The 14,873-nt window shown below is 68.2% G+C and carries 12 protein-coding genes and 1 pseudogene; 1 reads left to right on the top strand and 12 read right to left on the bottom strand.

Annotated elements, in window-relative coordinates; genetic code table 11:
* Positions 1 to 9 precede the first annotated feature (9 nt).
* From VKZ50_03625 to VKZ50_03615, 3 genes are read right to left on the bottom strand one after another with little or no spacing between them, the layout of a single operon-like run.
* Complete coding sequence (locus VKZ50_03625) at positions 10 to 1,662, bottom strand: ABC transporter permease subunit (GenBank protein ID HLJ58800.1); 1,653 nt, start codon at positions 1,660 to 1,662, stop codon at positions 10 to 12.
* Positions 1,643 to 2,470, bottom strand: a complete 828-nt coding sequence (locus tag VKZ50_03620; protein ID HLJ58799.1) for an ABC transporter ATP-binding protein — start codon at positions 2,468 to 2,470, stop codon at positions 1,643 to 1,645. The genes VKZ50_03625 and VKZ50_03620 overlap by 20 nt, the downstream gene beginning before the upstream one ends.
* 40 nt (positions 2,471 to 2,510) lie before the next feature.
* Positions 2,511 to 3,545 carry an ABC transporter substrate-binding protein gene (locus tag VKZ50_03615; GenBank protein ID HLJ58798.1) on the bottom strand — a complete coding sequence of 345 codons (1,035 nt, stop codon included), beginning with the start codon at positions 3,543 to 3,545 and terminating at the stop codon, positions 2,511 to 2,513.
* 117 nt (positions 3,546 to 3,662) lie between these two features.
* On the opposite strand from VKZ50_03615, the pseudogene VKZ50_03610 reads away from it, so the two are divergent.
* Positions 3,663 to 5,207 (top strand): annotated as a pseudogene (locus tag VKZ50_03610) (carbohydrate binding domain-containing protein).
* A gap of 1,047 nt (positions 5,208 to 6,254) precedes the next feature.
* On the opposite strand, the gene VKZ50_03605 reads toward VKZ50_03610, so the two are convergent.
* The 9 genes from VKZ50_03605 to VKZ50_03565 form a co-directional block, all read right to left on the bottom strand.
* Complete coding sequence (locus VKZ50_03605) at positions 6,255 to 8,201, bottom strand: alkaline phosphatase family protein (GenBank protein HLJ58797.1); 1,947 nt, start codon at positions 8,199 to 8,201, stop codon at positions 6,255 to 6,257.
* 470 nt (positions 8,202 to 8,671) lie between these two features.
* The gene (locus VKZ50_03600; GenBank protein HLJ58796.1) at positions 8,672 to 9,094 is read right to left on the bottom strand and encodes a MarR family winged helix-turn-helix transcriptional regulator; all 423 of its coding nucleotides are present in this window, start codon (positions 9,092 to 9,094) and stop codon (positions 8,672 to 8,674) included.
* A gap of 235 nt (positions 9,095 to 9,329) precedes the next feature.
* Positions 9,330 to 9,806: a cupin domain-containing protein gene (locus VKZ50_03595; protein HLJ58795.1), complete on the bottom strand. Its 477-nt coding sequence runs from the start codon at positions 9,804 to 9,806 to the stop codon at positions 9,330 to 9,332.
* Between the two features lie 357 nt (positions 9,807 to 10,163).
* Entirely contained in the window at positions 10,164 to 10,508 is a 345-nt protein-coding gene (locus VKZ50_03590) for a hypothetical protein (protein ID HLJ58794.1), read from the bottom strand.
* 10 nt (positions 10,509 to 10,518) lie between these two features.
* Positions 10,519 to 10,806, bottom strand: a complete 288-nt coding sequence (locus VKZ50_03585; protein ID HLJ58793.1) for a hypothetical protein — start codon at positions 10,804 to 10,806, stop codon at positions 10,519 to 10,521.
* A gap of 256 nt (positions 10,807 to 11,062) precedes the next feature.
* Entirely contained in the window at positions 11,063 to 11,662 is a 600-nt protein-coding gene (locus tag VKZ50_03580) for a LysE family translocator (GenBank protein ID HLJ58792.1), read from the bottom strand.
* A 243-nt stretch (positions 11,663 to 11,905) separates the two neighbouring features.
* A complete protein-coding gene (locus tag VKZ50_03575; protein ID HLJ58791.1) occupies positions 11,906 to 12,958 on the bottom strand; it encodes a Gfo/Idh/MocA family oxidoreductase in 1,053 nt (350 codons plus the stop codon).
* Positions 12,959 to 13,034: 76 nt separating this feature from the next.
* Positions 13,035 to 14,003 (bottom strand): transketolase family protein, encoded by a 969-nt coding sequence (locus VKZ50_03570; GenBank protein ID HLJ58790.1) that lies wholly within the window; start codon positions 14,001 to 14,003, stop codon positions 13,035 to 13,037.
* Positions 14,000 to 14,866: a transketolase gene (locus VKZ50_03565; protein ID HLJ58789.1), complete on the bottom strand. Its 867-nt coding sequence runs from the start codon at positions 14,864 to 14,866 to the stop codon at positions 14,000 to 14,002. The genes VKZ50_03570 and VKZ50_03565 overlap by 4 nt, the downstream gene beginning before the upstream one ends.
* Positions 14,867 to 14,873 lie beyond the last annotated feature (7 nt).

The following is a 14,873-nucleotide window of genomic DNA, read 5'->3' as shown; positions in this document are numbered from 1 at the left end:
CGTCCCGCGTCATTGATCGACCTGACCGGGCGCGTAGCGCCGGAGGACCGGGATCTCGATCCACGAGATGATCCCGTAGATGACCACCGACACGACCGTGACGAGCATTCCCGCGGCCCACAACATCGGAAACTGGAACTGCGCCCGCGAGATGATCATCAAATACCCGAGACCGCGCCCGGTCGCCAGCCACTCGGCGACGATCGCGCCCAGGATCGAACCGAGCGCCGAGATACGCACCGACGCGAAGAGGCTTGGCAGGGCGCTCGGGAGCCGTACCTTCCACACGACCGTCCATGGCGCGGCCCCGTACAACGTCAGCACCTCGACGGCCTGCGGCGACGCGGAGCGGAGCCCCTGCAGCACATTTACCAACGTCGGAAAGAACGTGATGATCCCGGTGATGACGGTGGTGCCAAGGAGCCCCCGGCCGAACAGCAACACCAACAGCGGCGTCATCGCGATCACCGGCACGGAGCGGAGCGCGATCGCCACCGGCATGAACGCCCGCTCGAGGCGCGGGTGCACCACGAAGACGACGGCCACGAGCGCCGCGGCAGCCGTGCCGGCCGCAAATCCGACCGCGGCGTCGGCGAGCGTCATCGCGAGGGCCTGCGCGAGCGCGCCCCGCTCCCCCGGCGCTTGCGGCCCCGCGAACAGGTCGCGCGCGACCGCGCCGGGGTCTTTCGCGAAGAACGGATTGAGATGGAAGATCGTGATGAACGCCGTCCACAGGCCCAGCATCACCCCGATCGAGAGCACCAGCAGTCCCGCCCGGCGGGCCGCCCACGGCAGCCCAACGGCCGACCCGGCGAGCCGGCCGATCGATGCCACTGCCACGTCGAGCGGCGGCGACCAGGTCACGAGCGCGCGGGCGGCGACGGCCGCCATCACGAACCCGGCGCCGGCGAGCGCGCTGGACGCGATCGCGAGCCCCCACACCCGCGGCGTGTCCAGCGTCGCCATGGCGTTTACCATCGCGACACCGAGTCCGCGGTCCCCCCCGAGGAACTCGCCGAGCACGGCGCCGAGCACGGCCGCCGGCGCGGCGATGCGGAGCCCCGCGAAGATCCAAGGCACGCTCGCGGGCACGCGCACCTTGCGGAGCACGTCCCATGATCGGCCGCCAAGCGTGTGGATGAGATCGAGCGACGCGGCGTCCGCCGAACGGAGGCCGATCAGCGCGGCGATCACGGTCGGAAAGAAGACGGCCAGCGCCGCCAGCACCACCTTGGGCTCGTCGCCGGGGAGCACGACCGCGATGATCGGTGCGATCGCGAGCAGCGGCGTGGCGTAGATCACGATCGCCACTTGCATGAGGAGCGCCTCGATCCGTGGCGCCTGCACGATCACGAGCGCGAGCACGATCGCGACCACGTTCCCCCACAGAAACCCGCGCCCCGCCTCCGAGAGGGTCGTGGCCACGTTCGTCGGGTAGATCGCCAGGTCGTGCCACGCGCGGAGCGCGATCGCGGACGGACTCGACAGCGTGTAGCGTGCCCACGGCAGCACCGTTCCGGCGAGTTGCCACAGCCCCGCGAGCGCGACCGGTCCCAGGATCGCGTCGCTCCACGCGGGAAGCCGCCCCAGGCCGCGGGCGTGCGACCGGGCGCCGGCCGCCGGCACATCCGCGGCCGGTCCCTCACCGCCCAGCGACGTCATCGGTCTCGGCGCCCGTAAACAACAGCTCGCTGAGCCGGTCGCAAAGGGCGTGGAACGAGGGGCTGCGCAGGAGCGCCGGCCCTCGCGGACGCGCGAGATCGATCGGCACCTCGGCGCGGACGGTGCCCGGATGCGGGGTCATGACCACCACCCGGTCTGCCAGAAACACCGCCTCGGCGATCGAGTGGGTGACGAGCAGCGTCGTCGGGGCCTGCTCGCCCCAAATTCGCAGGAGCTCCAAGTTCATCCGTTGACGCGTCATCTCGTCGAGCGCGCCGAACGGCTCGTCCAGCAACAGCACCCGCGGACGCGTCACCAGCGCGCGCGCGATGGCGGCGCGCTGCCGCATGCCGCCCGAGAGCTGCCCGGGGCGCGCGCTCTCGAACCCGCGCAGGCCAACGAGCGCGATCAGATCGAGCACCTCGTGCTTCGGAACACGAATACCCGTGACCTCGAGCGGGAGCGTCACGTTGCCGTAGACCGTCCGCCACGGCAGCAGCGCGGGATCCTGGAACGCGATGGCCAGGCGGCGCTGCGCGCGCGCGGCCGCCGGCGGTGCGCCCTCCACGAGCACGACGCCTTCGGTGGGCGTCTCGAGATCCGCCAGCAGCCGGAGCGCGGTGGACTTGCCGCACCCCGACGGGCCCAACAGCGCGACAAACGCGCCCGCCGCGACGCGGAGGTCCATGCGGCCGATCGCCTGAATCTCCCGTCCGCCGAGGCGATAGGTCTTGCGGACGCCGTCGAGCACCAACCCCGCGGGGGGACGCGCCGCGGACGTCGCGGCGCCGACATCGCCGGCTGTCACCGCTCACCCACCGCCGGCCGCGCGGCTGCGGCCGGTGCGGTCACACCCGGTTCCGCCCGCGGTAGATCTCCTGGAGCACCTCCGAGGTGAACAGCTCCGGGCCGACCGTGATGCCGGTCTGCTTGAACAGGGACACGTTGGCGGCGATTTCGGCATCCCCCATCCACAGCAGCCCGTGCTGTTTGGTCACCGGGGTCTGCATTAGTTTTTCGACCGTCACCTTGTTCCCCAGATATTGGGACATGTAGCTCAGCCCGAGTGCCTTCCCGTACTTCTCGACCGTGAGCTTGGCGCCGAGCGACGGGTTCGCCGCGTTCGCCTCCCACCCGCGAACCTCGGCGCGCATGAAACGTACGACGTCGTCGCGGCGGTTCTTGAGCGTGTCCTCGAGGACGTAGTAGCATCCCGAGTACGACGCGTACCCATAGTCGGCCAGCAAAAAGAACTCGACCGGCACCCCCGCGACCTGTAGCTCCACCGGCTGTTCGGTCGCAAACGACAGGAACGCATCCACCTGACCCGTCACGAGCGGCGCCGGATCGAACTGCACGGGCACGCGCGTGATCTTGGACGCATCCAGGTGGTTGAGCGCCAACCACGTCGTCCACGGAATGCTGTCCGCGGCCGCAACGCCAACCCGCTTCCCGAGCAACTCCTGCGGCGTTCGGATCGGACTCTTCTTCAACGAGAGCACCGCGAGCGGGCTCTTCTGGTACAGCACACCGAGCACCTTGATCGGGGCGCCCTGCTGCCTCGCTTTCGCCAGGATCTGCGCGCCGGTGCCGCAACCGAACGTGGCCTTCCCGGACACGATCGCGGTGACGACGTCCACCCCCGGACCGCCCGAGAGCATGTCGATGTCCAGCCCCTCGGACGTGTAGTACCCGCGGTCATCTGCGATGAAGCTCCCGGCGAATTCGACGGTCTTGACCCAGCCGAACTGGACGGCCGCCTTGACCGCGGGCGCCGCGGCTGCGGTGTCCCGCACCCCCTCGAGCCAGCCGCTCCCCGCTGCGATCGCGGCCGCGCCCACGACCGTTCGCGCCCCCGTGCGGAGGAAGGTACGCCGATTCATCGCGCCGGCTATGCGGGCGCCCGCCGACGCGATCCCCAACGACCCGTCTGACCGAGGCGCGTGTCTGGGACAGGCGGGCCAGTGGCGTTGCGTCATGCGTCACCTCATCGCGGATTGATGTTCGGGACTTCGGAATTGCACACTATTACGGCACGGTATCTCCGTTCCCTCCCGGGCGGTCCGCACCGCGGCGCGGATCGGCGACGAGTGCGGGACGGCCCGGAGCGATGTCCGGACGGCGCCTGGAACCATCGGACCGTGTTTGGACGTTGTTGCTCGTGCAGGAGGCATCTTCCGGGGGCACCTCGACGATGCGGAGACGCCTGGTGGGGTGGTGCGGTTCTGCGACCGTGGAACGATAGTCAAACGCCAGCTCGCCCGGCTCGGTCCGGACGCGCATCCCTGTGGGCCGTACGCGCGCTCGCGGTGGGGCTGGTGGCGGCGCTCGTGTCTATGACTCCGCCGCCGCGCTCTCATGGCGCGGACAACCTCTTTCCATTTACGATGCCGTGGGACGACGCGTCGCCAGGACCGACGGACCTCAGCGGGTGGAACCGGCCGATCGAGGGCGAGGCGGACCGCCTGCGCGCCGGCTCGGACGGCCATCTGTACCGGGGCGACGAGCGCGTGCGCCTGTGGGGGTTCGACCTCGCGAGCGGCGCGGCGCTCACCGACCGTGCCACGGCCGAGCGGGTCGCCGCCCGGCTCGCCCGGATGGGCGTGAACTACGTCCGCATCGCCCAAAACTCCAATCTGGCGCCCTCGGGATGGCTCAACCCCGTCACGCGAACGCTGGACCCCGACGCGCTCAGCCGTCTCGACGAGGTCGTTGCGGCACTCCGCAACCACGGCATCTACGTGCACCTGGTGCTGAACCATTTCCGCAGCGCGTACCCGTCCGGCGTCCTCGGCGCGCAGCAGAGCGTGCCGGAGGGATGGCCGTCTGACGGCACGGGCGTGACGGCGTTCTATACGCCCGTGATCGCCGAGAACCAGGCGCTCGCCCGGCAGCTCCTGACGCACCGCAATCCCCGCACGGGGTTGACCTACGCTGAAGACCCGGCGATTGCGATCGTGGAGGTGACCAACGAGGACGGGCTGCTGAGTTCGTGGGATCAAGGCGCGCTCGATCCTCTCATCACCGGAGCGGCGCCGGCGCTGCATCCCCTCACCGAGGAACTCCAGATGAGGTGGAACCGGTGGCTGCGCGCGCGTTACCGAGACGACGCGGCGCTGCGCGCCGCGTGGACCGCGGGCGCCTCCGCGGCGGGCCCAGAACTCCTGGCAAACGGCGGGTTCGAGCGTGGGACGACCGGCTGGCGCCTCGATCTGCACGGCGATGCGAGCGCTCAGACGGAGGTCGGGGCGGGCGGCCCCCAACCGGGGGCGCCGCGGATGGACGTGCGGGTCGCCCGCGTCGACGCCGAAGGCTGGCACGTCACCGTTTCCCAGAACCGACTGCGGTTGCAGAAAGACCGTCCGTACCGGCTGACCCTGTGGGCCCGCGCGGTCCGGCCCGGCATCCGGATCACGGTCAACGTCCAACAGGCGCATCCCCCCTACCGTGTGGTCACGCAGTCCGTCGACTGGACGCTCACCGACGCGTGGCATGAATACGCGGCGGAGCTGACCGCGACCGAATCCGAGCCGGACGCGAAGCTCAATCTCGTCGTGGGCTATCAACCCGCGACGGTATCGGTGACCGGCGTGTCACTCCTCCAGGATGCGGTCGTCGGTCTCGGCGACGACGAGAGCGCCACGCGAGGAACGGTGCCCCCGCTCGCCCACGCGGCGCTGACCGGGCGCACGCTCGGCGCTCAACGCGATTGGGTGGCGTTCCTCTTCGAGACCCAACGGGCGTTCTTTGCCGACCAGTTTCGGTTTCTCCGGGACGAGCTGCACGTGCGGTCGCTGCTCGTGGGCTCGCAGGCGGACTACAGCCCGACTGACACACAGGTAGAGTCAGACGTCACATCCATGCACGGCTACTGGTCGCATCCCGTCTTTCCCGGCCGTCCGTGGGATCCCGACAATTGGTTTGTGCGAAACCGGAGCATGACGGGCGCCCGCGATGGGTGGTACCCGCTCAACCGGATCGCCTTCTACCGCCGACCCGGCAGGCCGCTCGTCGTCGACGAGTACAACCATCCACAACCGAACACCTTCGGGGCCGAGGCGTTCATGCTAGCCTCCGCCTATGGATCGCTCCAGGACTGGGATGGCGTCGCGGGATGGGCGTACCGGGAGGGTTGGGGATCCCAGTGGTTGTCGCAGGAGGATTGGGCCAGGCCGGTGATCCGCAACTACTTCGCCCTCGACACCGACCCCGTCCGGTTGCTGAGCGCCTGGCTGGGGGCGGTGATGTTCAGGCGGGAGGACGTGGCACCGGGCGTGCGGCTGGTGACGGTCGGCTCCACGGCCGAGCAGGAGCAGGAGATCGCCCGGTCCACGGATATCGGCCGTGCGTATGAGACCATCGGCCGGGGGGCGGAGATCCTGCCGCTTCGGCACCGCGTCGCCGTCGCGAGCGGTGCGCCTCCGGCGCCCGCGGAACCTCGTCCGGAGACCGGACGTGCCGTGAGCGACACCGGTCAACTCGCGTGGGCGGTGCGGGAAGAAGGACGCGGCGTCGTGACGGTCGACACTCCGCGCACGAAGGCGGTGATCGGATTCGGCGGCGGGCGTACGTTTCCGTTCGGTCCGGTCACGCTACAGCCGGGGGCCACGAACCAACACGGGTTCGGCGTGTGGGCGGTGACGGCGATGGACGGATCCGCACCGCTGGACCGAGCGCGGCGCATGATCGTCGTCGCACTCGGGTACTCCCAGAACACCGACGCGCGGTGGACGATCTACCCGGACCGCCCCGCGGGTACGGGGCCGCCTCCCGACGGCGTCTCGGTCACGCTCGGCAACCACTGGGGCGGTCCTCCCGTGTTGGCGGAGGGCGTGCCTGCGCGCGTCACCCTGACCGCGAACAGCGGGCGGGTGCGGGTCTGGGCGCTCGACGAACGCGGCCAGCAGAGAGAACCGGTCCCCGTGCACGTCGAACAGGGCCGCGCGATCGTCGACATCGGGCCGCAGTACCGGACGCTGTGGTATGAGGTCGAAACCGACGCGCCGTGACGCGTCCCCGGCCGGAGCTCTGGGTTCCCGGTTCGTCGAACGCCGCGCCCTCGCGCAGTGCCCGGGCACGGGCTCTCCGGTCCTGGGATCGAGAAACAGCGCAGGCGCCCGTTGGCCGCCGAAGTCGAAGAGATCAAGCATCGGTCCGGCGATCGCATCGAAGGACTGGTCCCCGAGCCGTCCCAGGCGCCAGTTGTCCTCAATGAGGCGGATGATCGACGCGACGTCGGTTGTCGTGTGCGCGACGTAGTTTTGCCTGGCGAAGGGCGAGATCGCCAGAAGGGGCAGGCGCGGCCCATACCCGCACCGGTCCGGATACGCCCCCGCCGGGGGCGCCCCGCACAGGCCGGTCGGGCCCAGCAGCGCATCGTTCGCCGGATCGTGAGATCGGCTCATGATCGGCGGCATGACGTGATCGTACCATCCGTCCGAGTCGTCGTATGTGATCAGGATCGCCATCGAGCGCCACTGGGGAAGACGCTCTAAGCGGTTGATCGTGTCGACCAGGAACTGCTGCTCCGCCAGAGGGTCCGAGTCTTCGGGATGCCCGGTCTGGATCCGCGGGGCCTTGAGAAAGATCACCGCGGGTACCGTGCCGTTCGACGCCGCGCGCCACAAGTCCGCGGCGTCGTATTGGTGGTTGGCCTGATCCGTCCGTCCGATCGACGTCACCGACGCCGGCGGCAGGTGGTGAGGGTTCGCGGTCGACCCATAGTACTGAAACGGCGCGTAGTGCGCATTGTAGTCGCCGCGGCACACCGCCTTACCGTTCCTGCTGCCGGTCGGCGCCCAGCCGCCGTAGAACCAGCCCCACGAGACGCCCTTGGCGTTTAGGAGATCGCCGATGTTCCGGTTGCCCATCTGCACGGTCCGGCCGGCGGCGCAGTCATCGGCCGCCGGATCCACGTTCCCGATCACCGACCCGTTGACCACCGCGCCGGGGATCGACGCCGGGTCCGCACCGTGAGTCTGGCCGGCCACCAGGTTGAGATGGCCCATCACGGTCGTACCAAACGTGGACGCAAAGAACCGGTCGCTCATCGCGAAGTGCTGGGCGTAGTTCCACAGCGCGGTGACGGTATTGCCGTCATAGTAGCCCATCGCCAGATGGGGCGTGCACTCCGCCGCGGCGGCGCTGAGCGTCACGAACCCATCGAGCAGACCACCGTCGTACGCCGTCTGTTCGTCCTTGTAGTGATTGTCGTTGTCGCACGTCCTGGCCTGCGCGCGATCCAGCCGGAACGGCGCCGCTGCGTTCGGATTGTGGAATCGCAGCTCCAGGGTGAGCCCGTCGACGGTCGGCGTATCGGGCCTCGCAACAAACGGCGGCTCCCCTGGCGGATTGGCGGCGTATGGATACGTACCGAAGTAGTGGTCGAAGGAGTTGTTCTCGTCGAAGATCACGACGAGGTGCTTGATCGGGGTCGCCGTCGCGATCCCGTCCGGGTCCGCCGACACCGCGGCGGTCGCGGGGAAGCCCGACAGCAGCGCGACCGAGGTGGCGACGATCAGGAGATCGCCTCGAGACATGTGTGTCCTCCGGTGTTCAACGCGTCGCAGCCGACGCCGCACGCGGACGCAACACCGAGCGGCGGCGGCGCGCCTCGACGCACCGTAGCAAGGCGAGGTGGTGAATGGATTAACGCCGTGTTATCTTTTCGGTCCTTCGGATCCCTGACTATCCCCGGAACGCCTTATCTGGTGTGGCAATTGCGCCCTGACGTCTCTGGATCGCCCTCGCTAACTCGGGGGGCCTTAGTCCATTCGGTTCCAAACGGTTCCGAGGGACGTGCGGAACGGCCGTGCCATCTTGGATGTGCTCACGTGGCTCGGGGACTCCGAGACTGACACTGCTCGCTGCGACATAGCCCCACTCTTTCGCACCGACCATCCGAGTATGGCTGGCCGCAGGCCAGTCTCGCAAGAAGCGTTCGATTTCATGGTCGTCCGCTACTCCAAGGAGTCGATGGCATCCTCGGGCAGGTGTGCCGCGTTCTCGCCTACGAGCGGGTCAACGGGCTCTCCCACACGCGGAACAGCAACTCTTTGAGCTGGTCGAACCGCTCTGGCCCCAGCTCAGCGCGCCATTCGCGCTCGAGATCGCCGAGTATGTCGTAGATTTTTGAGAACGCGGCGCGTCCGCGATTGGTAAAGCGGACGATTCGCGCGCGACCCTCGTCGGGGGCATCTGACCGGACGATGTAGCCGAGACTTTCGAGGCTCCGGAGTAACTGGTTCATGGCCTGCTTGCTCATGCCTGCGCGCCCGGCGAGAATGCCTGGGCGAACCCCATCCGGGCCTGGATATTGCAGCACCGCCATATGCGGCACGCGCAGCTCCGCAAAACCGGCGGCGTTGAGCCCCTTGATGATGCGGCGCTGGATCACCTGAGCCGGAACGCGCAACAGCGCGCCGATGCGCATATCTCTCGTTTGGACGGGTGAGCCTGTCACGCCCGAGATCAGCGAGGCCGAACGACTGCGATCGAGATCTCGGCGGTGAGGGTCAGCCGGCCGTCTCGGCGCACGCACCCGCGCCTGGAACGACCCGCGGGGTTGTGCACGCCCGCCTGTGGCATCGGGAAGTGGACCCCTATCGCCGCTGATCGCCTTGCGCCGCATTCTTGAAATGAGATGGGGTCGCCGTCGTCGGCAGGCGCTACGCTTGAGGCGGGGCCGGCGTGAGGCCGTGGCGGCGCATGACCTCCGCCATCTTTGCTCGGTCCGGCGAACCACCGGCCGGTGCATTGAACACCTCGGCAACCTCCCGGAAATACTGCGGACCCAGTACAGCTGGCGTGATCACACAGAGCGCCTTCACGTCCCGGTGTCCGTTGTTATCGAATCGGTGCATGGCGCCGCGCGGAATGCACAATGCCTGACCGGGGCCAACGTCGATTTGTGTTCCGTCGACGGTCCATGTCAACACGCCGTCGAGGCCGTAGATCGTCTCCTCGTAGCGGTCGTGGCTATGCGCTGGCGCCGGTAGGCGCTGCGCGCCCGGGACAAGGAGCTCAAATGCCGCGACACTGCCGTTCGAGTCTTCTCGGGTGATCAAGAAACGCACCGTGAGCGGCCCGAGATGGATTATTTCGTCAGAAGGATTGGCGTGGAGGTCGACGATCTGCGGTGCCATGTTGTGCCTCCGTATAGTAAATGAGATTTACTGAGTCAGAATTATAAACGCCATTTACTAGGATGTCAACACCGCTGTTGCGATGTGCAAGCCTCAGGTTATCCTCCCGTCGTGCCTGTCGTTGTTGGGGCGAAGGGAATGCGGAACAGCCTTGCCGTGGATATGCCCTGCACGCAAAGGTGGTTCGGCGAATGCGCCATCGTTAGGGTTCTGAGGCGCCGCGGTTACCATCACCCAGGCTGGGAGATTGGTGCGCTGCCCTGAGGCGCGCGCGGCGGTGCAGGAGCGGGCAGCGAAGCCGAGACGAACGGCACGGCGCGGTGGGCGAGGGGGAAGACGCCTCAGGAGCGCGCGAACCTACCTGAGTGGCCGGCCGGGACCGAGTGACGCGTATGCGGGTTCAGGCACTCCGAGACTGACACCGCTGTCCGCGACATAGACCCACTCTTTCGCACCCACCATCCGCATTCGGTTGGCCACATACCAGTCTCGCAGGAGGCGTTCGATTTCATGGTCATCCGTTCTGTCCAAGAAATGGGTACTCACCAGCAACTGGAAGTGCAATCGGGGGAACAATTGGGGAACGCTGACCTTGAAGGCCCAGGACCGCTGCGCCGTCCATTCAAACTCTTCGATCACGCTCAACGGAAACGTAGCCGCGAGGTAGTCCTCAACCACGTGACACGCCGGGTGTAACGCCATCTCCGTTGCCCTATGCGGCAGCGCCGCCGCTCATGACGACGACCGTCGGTATCCCGTCCCCGGCCGGATACTCGACCATGGTACCCAACAGCTCATATGACCATTTGCGCGCAGCCAAGTGGCGATCGCGATCGACTGCAGCGGGAGACAACCCCAACGCGCGCAGCAGAACCAGCGATTCACCAAATCGCGGCCGCCGCGCCACGCCGGCGCCGCTCCGGTCCCGCTTCTGGCTCGCGGCCTTGCGATTCGTCACCGGAATCGCCCCGGTGGTCGAACGGAGCTGGCACGCTCGCATGATCCTCTCTCTCCCGTCCCAGACGCGATTAGGTCTACCCGGATACTACTAATCACGAGGCCGCTTCAGTATCGGGCGGGGGGTTGATTGCGTTGCACCAAACTTACACGGAAGTAAGCGGCAACCGATGGGACAATTCCGCGAATCCTCAAGGCGGCAGCGATCGCGGTACCAACGTTCACACGACCGGGCCACATCGGGGTGATTTGGCGAACGGGCGCTCTCATGGTGGCACGCTGCCATCACCGCATTTCGGTCACCGGTGCCCCTCAGCGGCGAGGCTGAGTCCGGCGCCGACGAGGACGGCACCGGTGGTTCGGTCGAGCGCGCGGGCGACCGCGGGGCGCAGGGCACGCGCGATCGGCCGCGTCGCCAGGATCAGAAAGCCCAGCCAGATCACGCTTTCCGCGACGTTGATCAACACGAGAAGCACGATGAACGGCGCGACGGCAACCCCTCCCGGCACGAATTGCGGAAGGAACGTCACAAAGAACACGCCGACTTTGGGATTCGTGAGATTGGACAAGAGCCCGCGCACAAACCACGTGGAGTCGCTGCCGTTCGCGGCCCCCATCGCGCCCGCCGCGGGGACCTCGCTGCGCGGCCGCAGCAGGAGGTGGAGACCCAACCAGACGAGCCAGGCGGCGCCGATGACGCGCAGCACCGTGTAGGCGAGATGGGAGGCCGCCACCACTGCGCTCAAGCCGAGCGCCGCGGCCAGGCCCCACAGCAGTAGTCCACACAATATGCCGGCCGAGGTGTACGCGCCGCGGCGCGGTCCCTCAACGGCGGTGGTGCGCAGGATCAACGCGGTATCCGGACCGGGGGCCACAATCACCACGGCGCTTGCGGCCATGAACGCGAGGAGCGCGGTCGTGACTGACGTGGATTCCCCCTCGAATTTGGCTACGACGCAGATCCCGAGGGCCGGGCGAGAGGCCCGGACAACACTCCTGCCCGCGAGCGCGGACGCGTGCTGACATTTCCATTTGGGCACCTGCACTCCTTCCGTCAAAGCGCGGCACGGCGCGCGAGGATCGGAAGGGTGAGTCGCAACGCCGTGCCCGTGTCCAAAGACACCCACGGCGACGCGCGTCGCCTACTCGCCGATCGCGAGGGACACCGAACGCCCGCCTTCGGTGCTCTCAAGCATCGCCTGGCACAACCGCAGGGCGCGCCAGCCATCATCGAGGGACGGGGTCGGCGCCGTTCCCGTGTTGATCGCGTGGGCAAAATGCTCCAGCGCCTCCAGGTGTCCCGGACGGCTCACGCCACGATAGTTGGCCCCGTGGGCCCAGGTCTGGGTGACCCGTGCCCGCAGGGCGGGGTCGGCGAGCTCATCGGGCAACGGGTACCTCTCAAGCGAGACGAGGTGGCGTACCGTCACGGCCTGTCCCGCGTCCCCGACGATGGTCAGGGACGGGCTCATCACGGACGCGTGCGACGCCAACAACAGCGTCCCGGTGGCGCCGCCGACAAAGAGCACCAGCGCCGAGAGACCAAACTGGTCGCGACGCGTTGTCGTCGCCGAGGTCGCCGCGGTGACACCGCGCACCGGGCCCATGAGAAACCGCATGCAGTCGGCCATGTGGCATCCCTGGTCCAACATGAAGCGCCAGCCCAGTGATCCGCCACCCCTTCCACCCGGCCCGCTGACGAACTCACCCGGTGCCAGATGCGTACCGTGGAACGCGACGGCCCGACCGAACGCCGGGCTCTCGACGATCGTCTTTTGCACGCGGATCGCGGGCGCGTGGCGCCACATCGTCCCGACCATCCCGACCCGCCCGCGCGCGCGAATCGCATCGGCCAACTGACGAGCACCTTCAACCGTCGGTGCCATCGGCTTCTCGACAAACAGATGGACGCCGGCCTCGGCGCAGGCGAGCCCCATTTCGTGATTCATCGACGCCGGCCCGGCCACGACGGCGGCGTCGATCGCTTCGTCCGCGAACATCCGGGCGACGTCCTGGTACCATCGTCGCGCCCCGAAACGCAAGCCCAAGGCCGCACGCTCGGGATGGCGGTCATAGGCCGCAACGTACTCGAACGCGGGGATCAGCGGGATGCACGGCTGCAGGCTCGTGACGGAATGAGCGCCGCACCCAATCACGGCAAGGCGCACAGGACGTTGCGCCGACGCGGCGCACATGGCTACGGCACCCGCCGTCCACGGACGGCGGCGCCGGCGACCCTCCGCCCGGATCCCGACCGCTCCACCGCCCGAATCACGCGCGCGTACCCTTTCGCGCGAGCACCCGGTGGGCCGCGTCAACGATCGCCGCGGGAGTTAGGCCGTACTTCTGCCACAGTGCGTCCGGCGTGCCGGACTCGCCGAAGGTATCCTGAATGCCCACGCGCTCGACCGGCACCGGTCTTAGACCGGCCACAGCTTCGCACACCGCACTCCCGAGGCCGCCGAGGATCGAATGCTCCTCGACCGTGACGATCGCGCCGGTCTCCCGCGCCGCGCGTCCCACGAGCGCAAGATCGAACGGCTTGATCGTGTGCAAGTTCACGACGCGAGCGCCGATGCCAGATCGGCTCAACAGCGCTGCGGCATCGAGCGCGACGGGCACCATGGTGCCCGTCGCCGCCACGGTGAGATCGTCCCCCCGGCGCATCACGTAGCCCTTCCCCAACTCAAACGGCGTGTCCGGATCGGTCACGATCGGCGTGGCGGTACGGCCGAGGCGGAGATACACCGGGCCAAGATGCGCGGCCGCCGCCCGTGTGGCTTTCGCGGCCTCGTACGCATCCGCCGGTGCGACAACGGTCATCCCCGGGAGCTCCCGCATCGCGCTGAGGTCCTCGAGGGCTTGATGTGTCGCGCCGTCCTCCCCGACGCTCAGGCCGCCGTGGCTGACCGCGATCTTCACATTGGCCCGGTTGTAGGCGACGGCGAGACGTACCTGCTCATTGGCGCGGCTGGTCGCGAACACGGCAAAGGTGGTCGCGAACGGAATGAATCCCGCGAGCGCCAAGCCGGCGGCGGTACCGATCATGTCCTGCTCGGCGACGCCCATCTGGAAGAACCGGTCGGGAAATCGTGCCGCGAAATGGTGCACGCGCACCGACTCGGCGAGATCGGCTGTCAGCGCAACGATCCGCTCGTCGACCTGGGCCAGGTCGACGAGCGCTTCCCCGAAGGCATCGCGCATCGCCTTCCGTTCGCGGGCCGCCAATTCCACGGTCATGCGGGTGCACCACCCCACAGATCGGCGGCGAACCCGGACGGCAGTTCTCGCAACGCCTGCACCGCCTGGTCTTCGGACGGCGCGGTCCCGTGCCACTTGGCATCCCCTTCCATGAAGGACACCCCCCTCCCCATCACCGTCTTCGCGACGATCGCCGTCGGCAGGTCCTGCGTTTCGTGAAATCGTTCAAACGCGCCCGCGATCGCGTCGAGGTCGTGTCCGTCGATCTCGTGGACGCGCCAGCCAAACGCCTGGAAGCGTGGGGCGATCGGATCGACCCGCTTCACGAGCGACGTAGCGCCGTCGATCTGCAGCCCGTTGTCGTTCACGATCAGGCAGACGCGATCGAGGCGGTAGTGGGCCGCGGTCATGGCCGCTTCCCAGATCTGGCCCTCCTGCAGCTCCCCGTCTCCCACCAGACAATACACGCGGGCGGGCACCCGCCTCAGCCGCACGCCGAGCGCGATCCCGTTGGCCACGGACAACCCCTGCCCCAGCGGCCCGCCCGACGTCTCGATGCCGGGAAGATCGACGTGCGAGGGATGCCCCTGCAGGCGGGACCCGATCCGCCGGAACGTCAGGAGCTCTGCCGGCGGGAAGTATCCGGTGCGGGCCAGCGCGGAATACAGGCCCGCGCACAAATGCCCGTTGCTCAGAACGAAGCGGTCGCGATCGGGCCAGTCCGGCGCGGCCGGATCGTGTCGCAACTCGCGAAAATACAGCGTCGCCAGAATCTCCGCGGCCCCGAGCGCCCCGCCGGGGTGTCCGCTGGCGGCCACCACCGTCTGCGCGATGACATCGCGCCGAATCTGCGCGGCAGCCCGCTCGAGCGGGAGGGCCGCGTACGATCGCGTACTGGGCACGAGCGTC

The sequence above is a fragment of the bacterium genome (assembly GCA_035295165.1).
Classification (GTDB): Bacteria; Sysuimicrobiota; Sysuimicrobiia; order Sysuimicrobiales; family Segetimicrobiaceae; genus JAJPIA01.
This window is presented reverse-complemented; position numbering and strand designations above follow the sequence as displayed.